18 protein-coding genes and 1 other RNA gene are annotated in these 17,855 nt (G+C 46.6%); 11 read left to right on the top strand and 8 right to left on the bottom strand.

The genetic code is table 11. The features are described from left to right. Positions 1–142 precede the first annotated feature (142 nt). Positions 143–1,168 (top strand): tetraprenyl-beta-curcumene synthase family protein, encoded by a 1,026-nt coding sequence (locus tag GUA98_RS03200; RefSeq protein WP_415752994.1) that lies wholly within the window; start codon positions 143–145, stop codon positions 1,166–1,168. 54 nt (positions 1,169–1,222) lie between these two features. Further along, positions 1,223–2,194: a 6-phosphofructokinase gene (gene pfkA / locus GUA98_RS03195; RefSeq protein WP_127536449.1), complete on the top strand. Its 972-nt coding sequence runs from the start codon at positions 1,223–1,225 to the stop codon at positions 2,192–2,194. A gap of 94 nt (positions 2,195–2,288) precedes the next feature. On the opposite strand, the gene GUA98_RS03190 is transcribed toward pfkA, so the two are convergent. The 4 genes from GUA98_RS03190 to GUA98_RS03175 form a co-directional block, all read right to left on the bottom strand. After that, the gene (locus GUA98_RS03190) at positions 2,289–3,653 is read right to left on the bottom strand and encodes an MATE family efflux transporter (RefSeq protein ID WP_193722243.1); all 1,365 of its coding nucleotides are present in this window, start codon (positions 3,651–3,653) and stop codon (positions 2,289–2,291) included. A gap of 179 nt (positions 3,654–3,832) precedes the next feature. Further along, positions 3,833–5,014 (bottom strand): putative glycoside hydrolase, encoded by a 1,182-nt coding sequence (locus GUA98_RS03185; RefSeq protein WP_095288019.1) that lies wholly within the window; start codon positions 5,012–5,014, stop codon positions 3,833–3,835. Between the two features lie 162 nt (positions 5,015–5,176). Then, positions 5,177–5,365, bottom strand: coding sequence for a hypothetical protein (locus tag GUA98_RS03180; protein ID WP_170948057.1), 189 nt, complete (start codon positions 5,363–5,365; stop codon positions 5,177–5,179). 174 nt (positions 5,366–5,539) lie between these two features. Next, a complete protein-coding gene (locus tag GUA98_RS03175) occupies positions 5,540–6,361 on the bottom strand; it encodes a YitT family protein (protein ID WP_095288017.1) in 822 nt (273 codons plus the stop codon). 303 nt (positions 6,362–6,664) lie between these two features. Between GUA98_RS03175 and GUA98_RS03170 the strand changes: the two genes are divergently transcribed. The 4 genes from GUA98_RS03170 (at position 6,665) to GUA98_RS03155 (ending at position 10,063) form a co-directional block, all read left to right on the top strand. Further along, positions 6,665–8,227 carry a DEAD/DEAH box helicase gene (locus GUA98_RS03170; protein ID WP_193722039.1) on the top strand — a complete coding sequence of 521 codons (1,563 nt, stop codon included), beginning with the start codon at positions 6,665–6,667 and terminating at the stop codon, positions 8,225–8,227. A gap of 205 nt (positions 8,228–8,432) precedes the next feature. After that, the gene (locus GUA98_RS03165) at positions 8,433–9,242 is read left to right on the top strand and encodes a YesL family protein (RefSeq protein WP_095288015.1); all 810 of its coding nucleotides are present in this window, start codon (positions 8,433–8,435) and stop codon (positions 9,240–9,242) included. Between the two features lie 51 nt (positions 9,243–9,293). Beyond that, a non-coding RNA gene (ssrS, locus tag GUA98_RS03160) (6S RNA) lies at positions 9,294–9,486 on the top strand. A 184-nt stretch (positions 9,487–9,670) separates the two neighbouring features. Then, positions 9,671–10,063 (top strand): DUF1499 domain-containing protein, encoded by a 393-nt coding sequence (locus GUA98_RS03155; RefSeq protein ID WP_193722038.1) that lies wholly within the window; start codon positions 9,671–9,673, stop codon positions 10,061–10,063. A 73-nt stretch (positions 10,064–10,136) separates the two neighbouring features. On the opposite strand, the gene tpx is transcribed toward GUA98_RS03155, so the two are convergent. After that, entirely contained in the window at positions 10,137–10,655 is a 519-nt protein-coding gene (tpx, locus tag GUA98_RS03150; RefSeq protein ID WP_095288013.1) for a thiol peroxidase, read from the bottom strand. A 146-nt stretch (positions 10,656–10,801) separates the two neighbouring features. On the opposite strand from tpx, the gene GUA98_RS03145 reads away from it, so the two are divergent. Further along, complete coding sequence (locus tag GUA98_RS03145) at positions 10,802–11,431, top strand: rhomboid family intramembrane serine protease (RefSeq protein ID WP_193722037.1); 630 nt, start codon at positions 10,802–10,804, stop codon at positions 11,429–11,431. Between the two features lie 79 nt (positions 11,432–11,510). Beyond that, complete coding sequence (locus tag GUA98_RS03140) at positions 11,511–12,422, top strand: LysR family transcriptional regulator (protein ID WP_095288011.1); 912 nt, start codon at positions 11,511–11,513, stop codon at positions 12,420–12,422. Positions 12,423–12,461: 39 nt separating this feature from the next. On the opposite strand, the gene GUA98_RS03135 is transcribed toward GUA98_RS03140, so the two are convergent. Both GUA98_RS03135 and GUA98_RS03130 read right to left on the bottom strand, forming a co-directional pair. Next, positions 12,462–13,142: a zinc metallopeptidase gene (locus GUA98_RS03135; RefSeq protein WP_095358851.1), complete on the bottom strand. Its 681-nt coding sequence runs from the start codon at positions 13,140–13,142 to the stop codon at positions 12,462–12,464. A 28-nt stretch (positions 13,143–13,170) separates the two neighbouring features. Further along, positions 13,171–13,599, bottom strand: coding sequence for a MerR family transcriptional regulator (locus GUA98_RS03130; RefSeq protein ID WP_095288009.1), 429 nt, complete (start codon positions 13,597–13,599; stop codon positions 13,171–13,173). A gap of 355 nt (positions 13,600–13,954) precedes the next feature. Between GUA98_RS03130 and GUA98_RS03125 the strand changes: the two genes are divergently transcribed. Genes GUA98_RS03125 through GUA98_RS03115 form a run of 3 tightly spaced genes read left to right on the top strand, consistent with a single transcriptional unit; the run spans position 13,955 to position 17,220 of the window. Next, entirely contained in the window at positions 13,955–15,358 is a 1,404-nt protein-coding gene (locus GUA98_RS03125) for an ammonium transporter (RefSeq protein WP_095288008.1), read from the top strand. A 42-nt stretch (positions 15,359–15,400) separates the two neighbouring features. After that, positions 15,401–16,486 carry a DUF294 nucleotidyltransferase-like domain-containing protein gene (locus GUA98_RS03120; RefSeq protein WP_415752993.1) on the top strand — a complete coding sequence of 362 codons (1,086 nt, stop codon included), beginning with the start codon at positions 15,401–15,403 and terminating at the stop codon, positions 16,484–16,486. Next, a complete protein-coding gene (locus GUA98_RS03115) occupies positions 16,483–17,220 on the top strand; it encodes an exonuclease domain-containing protein (protein WP_153977856.1) in 738 nt (245 codons plus the stop codon). Before GUA98_RS03120 ends, GUA98_RS03115 begins: the two co-directional genes overlap by 4 nt. Here GUA98_RS03115 and GUA98_RS03110 read toward each other — a convergent pair. Further along, complete coding sequence (locus GUA98_RS03110; RefSeq protein WP_193722035.1) at positions 17,206–17,694, bottom strand: Mov34/MPN/PAD-1 family protein; 489 nt, start codon at positions 17,692–17,694, stop codon at positions 17,206–17,208. The two genes, GUA98_RS03115 and GUA98_RS03110, sit on opposite strands and share 15 nt — an antisense overlap. Between the last annotated feature and the right edge of the window lie 161 nt (positions 17,695–17,855).

The following is a 17,855-nucleotide window of genomic DNA, read 5'->3' as shown; positions in this document are numbered from 1 at the left end:
CATTTGTACAATTAAGGGGTTCATATTATAATGGGATTGGTTAAAAATCGCTCTAATACGTATTCAACCAAGTGGAGGCACATTTATTTTGAGCCAATCTAATCAAAGTCGACATCAATATCCGCGGGGACCGCTGGAATTGATGAGAAGGGTGTACAAGTACACCATTCCGGAAACGCGGAAAGAACTGGCTGAGTGGAGAGCTAAAGCTGAGAAAATTCCGAATGAGGAATTGCGCAATCAGGCTCTGGCTAGTCTCAATGACAAACAGTTTCACTGTGAAGGTGGAACGGTTTATGCTTTGCCCGATATGCCGCAGAGGCATATCTTGATTCCGCTCATCGTTTCTTATCAAACCATTAGTGATTATTTGGACAATCTGTGCGACCGCAGCACATCGATGGACCCGAATGATTTTCGGCTTCTCCATCAATCCATGCTTGATGCGGTAGATCCCGAAGCAACACCGATCAATTATTATGCGCTCCGTGAGGAGCAGGACGACGGTGGATACTTACGGAATCTGGTGACGACATGTCAGGAGCTCACACGTCAGCTGCCTGGATATGCGTCCGCCAAGCCTCAAATTCAGGATCTGGCAGGCCTATACACGGACCTGCAGGTATATAAGCACATCAAACCGGAACTGAGAGAAACGGCACTGCTTGAGTGGTGGGCAGAGCATCGCCACCGTACACCTCAGTTCCGTTGGAACGAATTTGCCGCCGCTACCGGCTCTACGCTGGGCGTATTCATGCTGTTTCTGGCTGCGAGTGATGATCAGCTGACTGAAGAGCAGGCGGCCTCAATCCATACTGCCTATTTTCCGCATGTATGCGCATTGCACATTATGCTCGATTATTTAATCGATCAGGATGAAGATCGTATCGGTGGAGATCTCAACTTCTGCAATTATTACGAAAATGTGGAGACGATGCTAGACCGCATTGCTTTTATTGTGGAGATGGCCCGCAGTGATGTGCAGAATATTCCGGGAAGTGCTTTTCACCGGATGATTATCGAAGGACTGCTTGCCATTTACCTGTCTGATCCCAAAGTCAGCGAACAGCAGGAAGTTCGCGCCATATCCAAGCGTTTGATGAAGAAGAGTCCAATGACCAGAGTTTTTTTCTTTATCTTCAGTCGCTGGATTCGCAAGCATATGTAAGTCAGGCGCTTTGTTGCGGAAGCCTGAAGTGAAACTAGAGGAGGAAGAAACATCATGACAGCAGTAAAAAAAATCGCAGTTTTAACGAGCGGTGGTGACTCACAAGGAATGAACGCGGCTGTTCGTGCGGTGGTTCGCAGCGGATTGTTCCACGGTCTCGAAGTATACGGTGTTCAACGCGGGTACCAAGGTCTGTTGAACAACGATATATTCCCAATGGATCTGCGTAGTGTAGGTGACATCATTCAGCGCGGCGGAACAGTTCTGCAATCCGCCCGTTGCAAAGAGTTCTATACTGCCGAAGGTCAGCAAAAGGGAGCTGACATCCTGCGTGCACGCGGCATCGATGGTCTGGTTGTAATCGGTGGGGACGGCTCTTACAATGGTGCTAACAAACTGAGTAAACTCGGTATCAATACAATGGGTCTTCCGGGAACCATCGACAACGATATCTCGTTTACGGATTACACGATCGGATTCGATACAGCCGTAAGCGTGGTGGTAGATGCAGTCAACAAACTGCGTGATACCATGTCTTCCCACGAACGTTCTTCCATCGTTGAAGTTATGGGCCGCCACTGTGGTGATATTGCGCTTCATGCCGGACTGGCTTCGGGTGCAGAAACGATTCTGGTGCCTGAGGTTCCATTTGACATGGATGAAGTGGCAGACCGGATGAAAGCCAACTTCGCACATGGCAAACGCCACAGTATCATTATCGTTGCCGAAGGTGTTGGCAAGGGTGAAGATGTAGCCAAAGAACTGATGGAACGCTGCCCGACATATGAGCCGCGTGTAACAGTACTGGGTCACATTCAACGTGGTGGTACGCCGACTCCGTTTGACCGTAACCTTGCCAGCCGTCTGGGAGACTTTGCTGTGCGCAGCCTGATCGCGGGAGAGACCGACAAGGGATGTGGCATTATAAAAGGTGAGCTTGTTCTGACAGACATCGATAAAGTCGTTAACACCAAAAAGGATTTCGATATGAACACCTACGAGCTTGCACAACGTTTATCTCAATAAACAACAAGCCAAAGAGCACAGCGCCGTCTACACGGGCTGTGCTCTTTTTTTGTATGAATCAACATGATGATCTGTTTATGTTCTTTCGATCGGTTTATCGGGATTGCTCGATCATGCGGACGGCCGCTTTTCGCTGAACCAGGAATAGCCTCCATAGAAGTGCTGCAGCACCGACCGCGAGCCCAGCAATCAAGCCGATCCAGTATCCAAAAGCGCCAAGCGCTGTATATGTAGCTGTAATGTATCCCACTGGAAGACCAATGATCCAATAAGCCACAAACGTAATGATCAGTGCAGGATTAACGTCCTTGTATCCCCGAAGAGCACCCTGAGTCGGTGTTGCAATGGCATCTGAAATTTGAAAGAAGATGGCGTAGATCAGGAAATGCTGAGTCAACGCAATGACCTCTTGCTCGTTTGAATACAGCCCTGCAATTTGTTCCCCGAACACGAGCAATACGACTGCAGTGAGCAGCGAGAGTACAATAGCTCCGCCGATGCCGAGCAAGCTGTACTGTTTGGCATCTTTCAAACGTCCTGCACCCGCCTCATAACCGACCAGAATGGTGAGGGCCATACATATGCTCACTGGCAGCATGTACAGCGTAGAGGCGAAATTAAGAGCAGCCTGATGCGCAGCAATCGTGATGGTATCAAATCGGCTCATCATTAATGTGACAGCTGCAAAGATTGACGTTTCAAAAAAAGTAGCGAACCCGATGGGTACCCCAATTTTCAGCAATTCTTTCCATTTGCCCAGTGATATGCCGGAGAGACGGCGGAACACGCCATACTGGGCGAAGGGTTCAATCCGGTGAACAAAGAAGATGCTGATCAAAAAAATGATCCAGTATGTACACGCGGTAGCAACCCCTGCACCCACACCTCCGAGCTGGGGGAAGCCCCAACGTCCAAAGATGAGCAGATAATTCAGCAAAATATTAACCGGAAGAGACACTAACGTAATGAACATGGTTATTCGTGTCTGTCCAAGTGCATCCATGAAACTGCGCAGCACGGTATATCCGAACAGTGGAATGATGCCAAAAGCCAGTGCGCTCAAGAAATAAAGAGCTACCCGGGCAACCCGTGGCTCCAGGGGCATCCCATTGAGAATGGGAGTAAGTACTACGGCTCCAATGGCCAAAACGGCTAGGCTCACCGCGATGCCCAGATAGAGTGCCTGGATCACACTGTGGCCGATCTGATCATTGCGCTTGGAACCCAGCAGGTGGGATACCACGGGGGTGATTCCGATTAGAATACCGCTAAGCCCGGTTTGTACCGGCATCCACAGACTCGTACCAATAGCTACACCAGCCAGATCCGCTGGGGAAAACTTGCCTGACATATTGGTGTCGAAGAAAGACATGGCAGACAGCGCAATTTGTGTTGTGAATATCGGTAGAAATATGATCAGGAATTGCTTTACTTTTTGCGAAAAACGGGTGGTTGTCATGTTCACTTGAAGTGCCTCGCTATTCATATAAGAATGATCATCAAACTATATACAACAGCTATTCATTGTAGTGGATTTTGCTGAATTTGAACAGGGAAAGGCCGGAATTACGTGGCAACATAATAAAACCCCGATCCGCGTGAGCGGAACGGGGAGATGATAGGTAGGGGAAGAGTGCTTCATTTATAGTTCACACCTGAAGTATAACGATTGGATGCATTCCAGAGCAGATACTCATCCACATCCATGTCTTTCATTGCACGAATCTGGTCTTCAACCTGCTTTTTGCCGTATTTGATGTAGTGTCCACTGCCGAGCCAGCTGGCCGTAAAGTCCTGTATCCAAGGGCGGATTACCGGCTTGAGATCCTTGGTTGGGTCGAGTTTCTTATGTGTATCCTCCATGGAGCCTTTGATCGTTGTGTAAGGGTCCTTGTCAGGATCCTTTACGCCATACCATCCGGTAGAGTAGTGACTTGGATAGACCATCGGTGAGATCACGTCCACATTTTCGGAGATTTTAACAAAGTCCTGACCGATTCCTTCTGCAGCGGGTACTGAGGCTGCATAGCCGAAAATATCAACGGAAACCCGGACACCCAGAGGCGCGAGCTCCTTGCGGGCGTATTGAACAAATTCCGCAACAACATCGACCCGTGATTTGTCGGTTTTGGTGTATTTTAATATATCCGCACGGTTCTCGAAACCTTCTGGGAAACGCACATAGTCAAATTGAATTTCCTTGAATCCAAGCTTGGCGGCTTCCTTGGCGATTTCAATATTATAGTCCCAAACTTCCTTGCTGTAAGGATTCACGAAACTGTCGCCTTTGCCATTGGCCCATACCGATCCATCCTTGTTTCGGAAGGAAAGCTCCGGATTTTTTTTGGCAAGAATCGTATCTTTGAATACAACGACCCGTGCAATCGGGTAGACCTCATGTTTTTGCAGTCGTTTCATCAAGGCGTCAATATCCCGGATAAACGGTTGGGATTTGCCCATTTTCTGTAGCGATTGGTTCTCAGTAGGGTAGGTTATGTATCCGAGGTCGTCCTTGATATCAATGACCATGGAGTTAAGCTCTGTGTTGTCAATCAGATCGAGCAGCTCCTTCATCCGGGCTCCTCCGGCACTGTAAGCTGTAACATAAATTCCTTTGACAACTGGAGCATCCGGCTGAGGGTCAATTTTGGCAGGCGGATTATCCGCATCAATGACGACTTGGTCCTTTTGGGATTGAATAATGGCGGTGTTAAAACTATTGGTTAACGATTGAAGCTGCTGGTTACCCTGATCGGCTGTTGCCGTTGCTCCACTGAAGCTCCCCAAGGCCATGGCCAGTAAAGCCCAAAACGTGTTCATTTTATTCCCACTCCCTTTATGTACATTCCATGATTGAATTATATAACAAAGCCTCTGGGCTTTTAACCATATTAACCAAGTGATGAAACATTTCGGAAAAAATGAAAACCGCTTCCTGCGAGGATAACCTCCCAAGAAGCGGCGTGATCAATCAAAAAAATATTATTGAATGTAGATGTCGTTCTGATGCTCACAAATACTGTACTGAATGATTTCCATTGCGTCTCCCTGCTCCAGAATGCCCAGCCCATCCCGGAGAACAATAAGTGAATCGAGCTCATTCGGTTTCAAGAAAGGGAGCATTTCCGGGCACCATCTGTTGACGATTTCAAACAGTTTTACCGTTTCCATATCCACAATAATCACCCTTTCCTACTCGAATTCCAAAATGGTAAGTCATTCGGCGCGAATCGGAAAAGCATATGGCCTGTGAAAGTGAAGGGCAGATCCTGCTATACATCATATTTAGGAGCCGTGCACAATTATTATACCACAATTATATAAATTGTTAACCGTACATGTGTCTCAACTTCGGCGGAAAGAACCCATGACACCGACTGTCTCAACGATATTAACGAACGCATTTGGATCGGTTTCCTTGATGATGCGTTTAATCTCAACCAGCTCATAACGAGTAGTCACTGTCATTAACATGTCCTTTTCAATGTCGGTGTATGCTCCCTGAGTTTTGATCTTGGTGACACCACGGGGACGAACCAGCAATTTCTTCAACATCGCTTCCGTCTCGTTGGTGATAATGTACAATGTCACCTTAACATGGCTGATATGGATCAGATCAAGCACCTTACCGGTAATATAGATCGAAACCATGGAGGCGAGAGCAATATTCCAGTCATTGTTCAAATAACCAGCGAGCATAATAATAGCCCCATTCATGCCCGCCATAACGGTACCGATGGGGAAATCCCGGTAACGCGTGAAAATGGAACCCACAATGTCGAGTCCTCCTGTAGAACCGCCAACACGGAAGGAGATGCCTGTACCAAGACCTACGAGCACGCCGCCAAACACACAGCTGAGCAGAGGGTCTGTTGCCACGACAAAAACAGGCAGCAACCCGATAAACCAGGATGTGGCAGCTACCGACACGATGCTTAATATAATAAATCGTCGTCCAAGAATAAACCAACCTGCGACTAGCAGAGGAATGTTGAGAACAAAGTACATTATACTAAGATTCAGGCTTGTAAAATAACCAAGAAGCATGGAAATACCGGATACCCCGCCGCTTAACAGCTGATGGGGAACCAAAAACCAGTTGAAGCCACAGGCAATTGCTGCAGCACCCAATATGATCACCAAAGAGTGCCATATTATTTTGGGCAATTTAATCACCTCATTTATATTTAAAACCAGATTGCTGGTAATCTTGAATTGTTTTGTGATATAATGATTTGTGGATATTCTTGAGTAGGGAACTTTTTCCAATTGGAACGATAAAATTTGAAATGTTTCAAACACATGTATGTAGTTTTAGTCTTATGTTGGGGACCCATTCATGAATTATGGTCATTGGTGAAAATAATTCGTGCAGATGGGATACCCTATAAATATTAACGCTACTTAAGAATACAGACAACAAAGTGGATTGTCCACCATGTCCACCCTATAGAAGGAGTATGAATAATTTTGACAAATTTCTCAGATTTCAATTTAGAACCATTGGTGCTGCAAGCCATCACCGAACTCGGGTTTGAAGAGGCGACGCCAATTCAATCCAAATCGATCCCTATTGCGCTTGAAGGCAAGGATTTGATCGGCCAAGCTCAAACAGGTACTGGTAAAACAGCTGCATTCGGTATCCCGCTGATCAGCAAAATCTCCAAAAGTGACGAAAAAATCCGCGCCCTCATCATGGCACCTACACGTGAACTTGCGATCCAAGTTGCCGAAGAGATCGAAAAACTTACCCGCTTCAAAGGTTTGCGCTCCCTGCCAATTTACGGAGGACAAGATATCGTTCGTCAAATCCGTGCACTGAAAAGAAAACCACAGATTATCATCGGTACACCTGGACGTCTCCTGGATCACATCAACCGCAAAACGATTAAACTTGAAGATGTACAAACTGTTGTATTGGATGAAGCAGATGAAATGCTCGACATGGGCTTCATGGAGGATATCCAATCCATCCTGAAACAAGTCCCAGCTGATCGTCAAACGATGCTCTTCTCAGCAACAATGCCTCCTAACATTCAAAAATTGGCTCAGCAATTCCTGACTAATCCTGAGCACGTGTCCGTTATCCCTAAACAAGTTAGCGCACCTTTGATTGACCAAGCGTACATTGAAGTGCCAGAGCGTCAAAAATTCGAAGCGCTTAGCCGTTTGCTTGATATGGAATCTCCAGAACTGGCAATCGTATTCGGTCGTACAAAACGTCGTGTTGACGAATTGGCTGAAGCTCTGCAAAAACGTGGATATTCTGCTGACGGTCTCCATGGTGACCTGTCCCAGAACCAACGTGATACGGTAATGCGTAAATTCCGTGATGGAAGCATTGATGTACTCGTAGCAACAGACGTGGCTGCACGTGGTCTCGACGTATCCGGCGTAACACACGTTGTGAACTTTGACCTTCCGCAAGATCCGGAAAGCTACGTTCACCGTATCGGCCGTACAGGTCGTGCTGGTAAAGAGGGTGCTGCATGGTCTTTCGTTACACCGCGTGAGATCGACCACCTGCACTTTATAGAGCGTGTAACACGTCACCGTATCCCTCGTAAGCCTCTGCCAACCCTGGCTGAAGCAGTAGAAGGAAAACAACGTTTGACAGCTGAGCGTTTGCTCGAAATCGTACAAAGTGGCGAACTGAATGAATACAAAGGTATCGCTATCCAATTGCTTGAGCAGTATGATTCTGTTCAACTGTTGTCAGCTTCCCTGAAGCTCCTGACAGGCGACAAAAAAGACGCTCAAGTTGATCTGACTCCAGAAGATCCGATCCGTGCAAAACGTCGTAAACCGGATGTTCGCTCTGGCGGACGTAAGCCATCCGGCTACAGCGGCAACCGCAGCGGTGGCGGCTACAACCGTGATCGTAACAGCAGTGGTGGCGGACGCGGCGGATATAACCGCGATCGCAACAGCAGTGGCGGTGGAAGCAGAGAAGGTGGTTACAACCGTGACCGCAAACCACGTCCAAGCAACAACGAAGGACGTCGTCCTGCGAAAGATTCTTCTTTTGAATAATATGCAAGACTGATTTAAGAAATGGGGCAGGCAACTGCTCCATTTTTTTTATGTCTCAATTTGTATGAACCCTTTTAGCTTTAGAACCCTTAACAAGCAGGGTTGCTGATCTGTTTTCGGGAAGTACTGGCTTTTCCTATCAATAATAAGGTATATTAATATTAGACTTCAGGTTATACGCAAGGCTGCGGAGGAGGAGAAATGTTTGGAATTTAAAGGAGCTATGGGTGGGATCTATCGGCTTACAGAGTGGATTACGAGACTGGCCGCAACCAATCTGTTGTGGGCTATTTGTTCGTCTCCGTTCTTGTTTTTCTTGATTATGAAACTGCTCGTTATGCAGCAGAACCTCGCAAATGAATCATTGCAAATGAACTGGGCTATAGCTATTGTGGCACCGCTTACACTATTTCCGGCAACATCGGCCCTGTTTACGGTCGTTCGTAAATGGAATATGGGTGACACGGATGTGCCGATCTTCCGTACATTCTTTGTAGGCTACAAAGAGAACTACAAACAAAGCTTAATCGGAGGTATATTTTATACGGTGCTGTTTGCCATCATGTATCTAGATTACACGGTATACATGACACAGTTCCGCAATATGCAGCTAGTGGGAATTATCATGCTTGTGCTGCTGTTGCTTTTGTTTGTATCCTTGTTTAACTTTTTTTCGATGGTTGTACACTATCATATGTCAATCGGACTCATTATTAAGAATGCAGTACTTTTGACTCTGATCAGACCGTTTCGTGTGTTCTCCACATTGCTCGGAAGCGGACTATTGTTTTACATTGGATTCCGGTATCCGGTATTGTTTGTCTTCTTTATTATCAGTATCATTGCCTGGTTTGCATTCTTTAACTTCTACGCAACCTTCATGAAAATGCAGGAGCAGATGGAGAAAATGCAGCAGAAGAAGGAAGAGGAAGAAGCGGCGCAAAATGATGATGGAGTAGATAAAATCGGTGATCTTGAAGCCTCTGACGTGAAAAACGAAAATCTGCAAAAATAAAACATGAGGCGTCACCATTTACTTTTTACGCGGTTAGGGATATAATAACTGTACATCCTGCGATGTACGTTTCGGTTATTCGTTGTTTTGAACCAATGATGATGTCTTCGGGAGATCTACACAGAATGTTGCTGAAACGCCCTGTCTATACGACATGGGGACTTCAAATAATACATTATTGCGGTCACCCACCTGCTAAGCAGGTTCATAAGACAATGTAGCCGGACGGCATGGCGGGTTCCATTTTACAAGTACAGCACCCTGACTCTTTCCTCTAATCCAGGAAGCTCAGGGTGTTTTTTATTTGAACTTTTATATTTTGACCAGTGTATTTGCGTTAAAAGCGCGGTACGCCCTTTTGTTACTACCTGAACAATGTTACACTAGAATACATAAATGGAACGGTTACATTCAAAGGAGGAAGGGTCTTGACCTTAAAGAGAACGCTCGTCGGTATCATCCGCAGTATGGAGGGGACCAGCGATCGAGCCAAGGATCCCAAATTAAAAACACGGTATTATAATTTATCCAAAGAAAGAGCCTGGGAAGAGGTTTCTTCAACATTGAAAAAGATTCCGGGTTATAAGGTGCTTCACGAGGTTCCTTCGGTCGGAGAGATTATTCTGGAGAAACGCACGACGTTTGGGCGGACCATGGATATTACGGTTTCAGTTATTTCGGTAAGTCCGGTTCGAAGTGCAGTAGATATGTATTCAGCTTCACGTGGTTCGCTTGGAGATATGGGTTCCAATTATCGAACGATCATGAATCTGTTTTCTGTGCTCGATAAGAAGCTCGCCAAATATAAGGCAAACGATTGAAATAGATGGATGGTAAAACAAAAAGCGAGAGAAGGTGAACCTTCCTCGCTTTTGTTCTGAACGTGGAGTCCTTTTACAGCAAAGCTTTTACTGCGGCGATGGCTTGCTCGAAGTTAGGGGATTCTGTCATCTCAGGCAGATATTCCACATATGTAATCCGGTCTTCGGTATCCACTACGAAGATGGAACGCATGTCCAATTGGAATTCCTTGATCAGAACACCGTAGTTTTCGCCGAAAGAGCGTGTTTTGTAATCGGACAATGTTACAACGCGGTCTACACCGGCAGCTCCGCACCAGCGTTCCTGTGCGAATGGAAGGTCGACGCTTACCGTCAAAACGACAACATTGTCGCCAAGGTCTCCGGCTTCAACGTTGAAGCGGCGAGTTTGGGCATCGCATACTCCAGTATCCAGTGAAGGAACGACGCTGATTAGTTTGATTTTGCCTGCGAAGTCTTTCAGGGATGCATCTTCAAGCAGATTTTTGCTCAATGTAAAATCGGGAGCTTGATCGCCCACTTTCAATTCGGGTCCGATCAATGTAATAGGGTTGCCTTTGAATGTGGCTGCGCCTGTGCGTTCTTGTGCCATAATAATGTTCCTCCTTAAATTGGTGATCCGTGCCAAAATCCATTATAATCTTTTATGAAAGGCATTGTCCAATTCGGGCGTGCAATTATGATAATGGATACGAAGTGAAGGAAGATCTGAATAGGGTGGAGTGAAAGGGATAACGTATGATATTTATTCGGTATGAAAATTGGAGAAGTTATTTGAAATTTTTCCCGCTGACGTCAATTTTGTTGGTTGCCAATGTCGTGATGTTTATAATACTTGCTGCCAATGGTGGATCGACGAATACAATGACATTGCTAAGATTTGGTGCTTTGACGAACCATGAGCTTTTCTCGGGAGAATGGTGGAGATATTTTTCGTCCATTTTTCTTCATGCGGGTTTCAGTCATTTGCTTTTTAACAGCTTTGCGCTGGTTGTATTCGCACCTCCGATGGAGCGCTTGCTCGGATCGGTAAGATATGGCTTATTATATCTGGGCAGCGGGGTTTTGGGTAACGTTTTGGCGCTTGCCTGGTATAACTCTGCAGGAGAAACAACCATCTCTGTAGGTGCATCAGGAGCTATTTACGGGATTTATGGTGCGTTTCTGTATGTTGCTCTGTTCCAGCGGATGATGATGGATGAAGCATCACGCAAAACGTTGTATACACTGCTTGCATTCGGTATTATTTTCTCATTTGCCATGTCGGGCATCAACTGGATGGCTCATTTGGGTGGATTGTTGGGTGGATTCTTTATTTACGGACTTCTTATCCGATTGTGGCGGCCGAGGAAATTCAGAAAGCAATAAACACGTATGGGTGTAATGATCTGAGGACGGAATGAAGGCAGGTCTAAGAAGGGTATAGCAGAATGGAGATGTCAGGCGAGTGGAATTAAGACAGTTGCATTACTTTTTGAAAGTGGCACAGAAGGAGCATGTGACCCAAGCAGCCGAAGAGCTGCATGTCGCACAGTCAGCAGTGAGTCGTCAGATTCATCAGCTGGAAGAAGAGCTGGGTGTTGACCTCTTCATGCAAAAGGGGAGGAATCTGCAGTTGACGGCAGTAGGTCAGCTCTTCTGCAAGCGTGTTGAAGGGATTTTAAAGGATCTGGACAAAGCAGTCGGGGAAGTTCATGAGTTTTTGGATCCGGAACATGGTGAAATTCGTATTGGTTTTCCTCATAGTCTGGGTATTCATCTGATTCCTTCGGTCGTAGCCGCATTTCGTCAGCGTTATCCCAATGTCAAATTCAGATTTAAGCAGGGCATGTTCCCGACACTCATTCGTGACGTGCTGTCTGCTGAGGTGGATCTGGCTTTCATATCACCTTTTCCGGAAAAGCATGATCAGGTTGCAGGTGATATCGTGCTAACCGAAGAATTACATGCCATTCTTCCTCCGAATCACCCGCTTGCAGGAGAAGAGGAAATTGCACTTGAACAGCTCAAAGATGATAAATTTGTTCTGTTCAGCAAAGGGTACTCATTGCGTCCAATCGTCTGGCATGCTTGCCTGGAAGCAGGGTTTACGCCGAAGATTGCTTTTGAAGGTGAAGAGACGGATACCATCCGCGGGTTGGTAGCAGCGGGCATGGGAGTGAGTCTGCTGCCAGAAATGGCACTTTTCCAGACCAATCCACTACAACCGGCACATGTGGCCATTTCACATCCCAAAGTAACACGGACCATTGGTTTAATCCATCGGGCGGATGACAAATTGCCCCTTGTAGCACAGTCATTTCGTTCGTTTTTACTTAACTATTTCGGTTTACAGCAAAACAATACCCCATCCGAGTAAACGGTGGGGTATTGTTTTTTTTGTTTCTATTAGGTTTGATTAGTCGCGGCTGTTGAAAATTCCGATGTAACGGATCAATTCAAGCAGGGAGATCAGTGCAGCTGCCACATATGTTAACGCTGCAGCGTTCAAAACCTTGGCCACGCCTTTTTCTTCTTCATTTCGAATGTAACCTTCAGAAACCATGATTTCACGAGCCCGATTGCTGGCATTGAACTCTACTGGCAACGTGATGAGCTGGAACGCAACGGTAACGGAGAAGAAGATGATACCGAGACCAACAAGGTTCATTGCGCTGAAGATGAATCCTGCAATGAGTAGAAAAGGTGCAATTCCGGATGCAAAGTTCACAATCGGGAAGATCCGGTGACGAAGTACGAGCATCGGATAGCTTTCCTTGTGCTGGATGGCATGGCCGACCTCGTGACAGGCAACGGAAACAGCTGATATTGAATTTTCATAATATACAGGTTCGGACAATCGTACAACCCGGTTTATCGGATCGTAGTGATCGGAGAGGGCCCCGCGCACGGGTTCAATTGGAACATCGTGCAGACCGTTAGCATCCAGCATATGACGAGCTGCATCATACCCCGTCATGCCATTCAGGTTTTGGACTCCCGACCAACGGTTGAATGTACTCTTAACGCGAAATTGCGCCCACAAGGAGAGCAAGAAGGCGATAATAATCAAAACGAACATACCGTTATTAAAACTCATATTCATTCCTCCGCTTTCTAATAATAAGCTACATCATGGTGTTCTCAAGCAAGATTTTCAAGGCTTCCATCGTACCGGCACTTTTCGTGAGTAGGCCTGCCATCATTTTACGTGCTTGTACAGGTTTCATCTCGCCAAGCAGCGGTTTGAGTTCATTGACCTCTCGCTCAAGTTGTTGAACATGGAGTTCAAGCGTTGTCAGTTTGCTGGCAACCTGCTCTTCTGTGCTAACCAGACTCCACTTCTCAAGAGATTGCTTAATCTCGTCGAGACTATATTTCTCTTGTTTCATCTGTACAATACGTTCGAGTCTGGTTAAAGTTTCATTACTATATAGACGATAGTTTTTTTCTGTCCGCTCTTCAGGAGCGATCAAACCAAGCTTCGTGTAGTAATCAATCGTCCGTTCACTCACACCAGCAGTCTTGGCAAGTTCGCCAATCCGAAACAATTTCATATCCCCAATGGTATTCACCTCGCTTGCAAGTTCTAATGTAGGGAATTGTAGATTCCACTTGCGGCTTTACAGACTCCGCCCCATTCTTTTCTTACTATATAGTTATGATACATGATCTTTAACCATACAGTCAAACGTTATGCTTTTATTGTGAATGAGGCATGTTTCTATGTCTATGTGCTCATGGGACATGAATATGTACTTAAGTGCAAGAAAAAGACGCATGACTTTATTCCCAGAAATATTTTTCTGATTTGATTAAAATACTCTTGTCAACTTTCCTGTCTTCTGCTTATAATGACATTAAGAGTTTCACGATATGTGAAGAAACTTAACATAAGAGGGAGTGGGGTACATGAGAAAGAAATGGTTGGTTGCGGTGTTATTAATGCTTACGTTACTGGCTTTCCCAGTCAGCGCATTCGCTTCTGCGGAGGGGCCGACGAACATTGAACTTCAAACGGGTTTGAACTCAGCCTTTACGTTTTTGGCTGTTGTGCTGGTTTTCTTGATGCAAGGGGGATTTGCTTTATTGGAAGCAGGTTCAACACGAATGAAGAATGCAGGACATATTGCGGGTAAAACGATCCTGACATTGGGTATTTCGGTTATTGCCTTCTGGGCTCTCGGCTTCGGTCTTGGCTTCGGTAACGGAAACAGCTTTTTTGGAACAACAGGATTTTTCCTGAGTGGTGACCAAATGGCTGCATCCTTCGAATCACTGGCCTTCTCCGATGTTCCACTTACCATTAAATTTGTATTCCACCTCGCTTTTGCGGCAGTATCTTTGGCCATTGCCTGCGGTGGTATGGCTGAACGTGCAAAAATGAGCGTATATATTGTTTTCGGAACACTTTATACCATTATCATGTATCCGGTTGTTGCTCACTGGGTATGGGGCGGCGGCTGGCTCGCAGAGCTGGGTATGCAAGACTTCGCAGGTTCAACTGTAGTTCACTTGACGGGTGCAACAGCTGCATTGGTAGCTACGATCCTGTTGAAACCGCGTATCGGAAAATACAACAAAGACGGAAAACCTAACATCATTCCGGGTCACAACCAAGTTTACTCTGTTCTCGGTGTTATCATTCTCTGGATCGGTTGGTTCGGATTCAACCCAGGTAGCACATTGTCTGCTATGGGCGATGGATTCTTCGGTTATGTTGCATTGACTACAAACGTTGCCGCTGCAGCGGGTGGTGTTGCTGCACTGTTGATCTCTTGGGCAGTTCTTGGTAAATCCGATATCCCTAGTATGCTGAACGGTGTGCTTGCAGCACTCGTTGCGATTACAGGTGCTTGTGCCTTTGTAGAACCTTGGGCAGCTCTGGTTATCGGTGCTTTGGCAGGTATTATCACATTCTTCACGGCTCAATTCTTCGATCGCAAAGGAATTGACGATCCAATCTACGCGTTCTCCGTTCATGGTATCGCTGGTATGTGGGGAGCGATTTCCACAGGATTGTTCGCAACTCCGGAGCTCGCTGAAAGTGTGGGTGTAGGTCAAGCGGGTCTGTTCTACGGTGGTGGATTCCACCAGCTGGGAGTTCAACTTTTGGGTCTGGTTGGCGCATTCGCCTTCGTACTGGTTGTTTCCTTCATTATCCTTGGCGGAATGAAAGCCATCATGGGTATCCGTGTAACTGAAGAAGAGGAAACCATGGGTCTGGATCTTAGTGAGCACGGTACTTATGGGTACCCTGAGCAAATGAAAAGTATTGAAGGTAAAACAAGTGGTGGCGGTACGTTCAGCTCCTAAGGTGAATGATGACTGAATCACGCTTCAAGGAGGCAGGACATGATGGAACCTATCCCATTTATAAACCATTCTTGGTCCTATCAAGGGATCGATGGTGCTGCTTCAACCGAGGAGCTGCGCCAGGCACGTGTAGTATTGCAGAATGAGCTCCAGGAATTGTTGTCCGCTTCCTTGTCGCCAATCGAGTGGTACCAAACGGTAAATGAACTGCATGACCGAATATACCGGAAAGCAGTAGAGTTATGCATCCAGGGGATGGTAGAGGATGGCTTCGGCCGGCCTCCCGTCCCCTATGCCTTTATCGTTTTTGGCAGTTCGGGCAGGGAAGAAGCTACATTATGGAGTGATCAGGACAATGGCATGATCATCAGCGATAACCCACATGAGGGAAAAGAGGAGTATTTTTCCGAACTTGGGCGACGAATGGCTGATATGCTTGAAGAGCTAGGCTATGCCAAATGTGAAGGGAAAGTGATGTGTTCAGAGCCGTTATGGCGCAAAACACTGGAATCCTGGAAGGAACAGCTTCGGGCGTGGAGGTCGGATCTGGCGTGGGAACCTGTACGCAATTTGATCATTGCTTCGGATATGCGTTTTGTGGCAGGGGAGAAAGGTCTGGCGGATGAATGGATTGCTGCCTTCTATGATGGGTTCAGAGCCGTTCCCGAGCTATCTGATGCCGTCCTGCGCAATACCGTTAAACACAAGGCAACCCTGAATATTCTCGGTCAGGTGGTCACAGAAAGGTTTGGAGAACATGCTGGCGGATTTGACGTTAAGTATGGACTATATATTCCACTGGTAAACAGTGCGCGTTTCCTTGCACTCCAGCATGGAATTAAGGAAACATCTACGCTCAAGCGAATACAGAGATTGGTGTCCCTTGAAGCAGTTCCCCTTACACTGCTTGATGCGGCAGGGCGAGCTTTTATGATAGCGCTGAAGTTTAGACGCAGTACACCAGTCGTCATTAGAGGTGGGCTGCAGCAGAGCAGTGGTTTTCTGGATGAGAAACAAATGAAACAAAAACAGATGCATTATGAATTGCGGGATACATTAGGACAGGTGCGACGTGTGCATCGCGCACTGCAAAGACAACTTCGTTTTGCAGAAAGGAGACGTCCATGAGAGAGCCGGCAAGGGGCAATACTGGATTTTGGAATTCGCTGCGTCAGGGAGGGGTTCCTTCTGCCATCGCTTCCATAATGGGGGCCCCAACGGCGCAACACATGGCGTTCATTCGCTCAATGATGAGGGAGCAGCGCAGACCGGAAGTTCTGCATACGCCACTGAATGAATTGGATGCGGTTGTATTCGATCTGGAGACGACAGGCTTTTCTCCGCAGCATGGAGATGAGATTCTATCATTTGGCGCTGTGCGCATCAGTGGTGGGGTAGTACTGGAAGGAGAACAGTTTTATACACTCGTTCAATCCAAAGCTGCAATACCGGAACACATTACCGAACTAACAGGCATCACACAGCAGATGTGCGTTGATGCACCTACTTTGCTGGAGGGCCTGCATGATTTTATGTCTTTTGTTGGAGGCAGTGTACTGGTTGCACATGCAAGTGCGCATGATCGGGCATTTCTGAATGCTGCTCTGTGGCGTACCTCCAAAGTGAGGCTGAGCCATCGGCTGATCGACACCATGATGCTGGCTCGCTGGCTGGAGCCGGGAAGACCGGGCTATGGTCTCGATGAACTGCTGGAATCAAGGGGCATACCGATATACGGACGTCATCATGCATTGGAAGATGCCAAGATGACTGCGCAGCTATGGTCCTGTTATTTGGAGGATATGACTCATAAAAATGTAGAAACACTGGGTGACTTGTATACCCATTTAAGTCATGCGTAGTTGTGCTGGCTGAAGTTCATAGCACTTTTGCCCATTTGACTTATTTGGGTCTTCCACGTTGTACAGGATCTCATAACCATTCAGATGCATACAAGGTTCAGACTTGCTTGTCAGAGCGGGTGTGCCGATCAGATACACCTTGATCAATTCGGCGTAAGCTGGAAGGGACATGAGGTCCTGATGGGACGGTATGGGACTGGTCTTCGGATGTGAGTGGAAGATACCAACGAGCTTTGGCTCGTTGAATAAGCAACGAATCCATTCCGCCTCATCCAGGCTGAAGTGATGCAGCGGGTTAGGCGCAACGTTGCGAATTGGCTGAAACCGACTGATTCGTATGCCGCCCGCTGCAGCTTCACCCAGCACAACCCCGCAGGCTTCCTGTGGCAGCGATTTGTACATGTGTTTCGACATTTCTTCCTCTACGGAAGAAGGAATGAAGATCGTGTTTTGCTGTCCGTGAAGTGCTGCCATTTTGTATTCACCCCTCTCTCTTTGGCTCCTGCTTAGGCAGGGGTCCTTTTTTTGTTTGAATTTGTATGATCCCTGATTGTAAAATTTTAAAGGAAAAGGGTACAATATTAAAGAGAGTATTTTACAACATGTAATAAGACATCACCATGTGCAAACGAATC

It is taken from the genome of Paenibacillus sp. P13VS (assembly GCF_015143645.1).
Classification (GTDB): Bacteria; Bacillota; Bacilli; order Paenibacillales; family Paenibacillaceae; genus Paenibacillus; species Paenibacillus xylanilyticus_A.
Note: the sequence above shows the minus strand (reverse complement) of the source record. Positions and strands in the feature narration are given on the sequence as shown.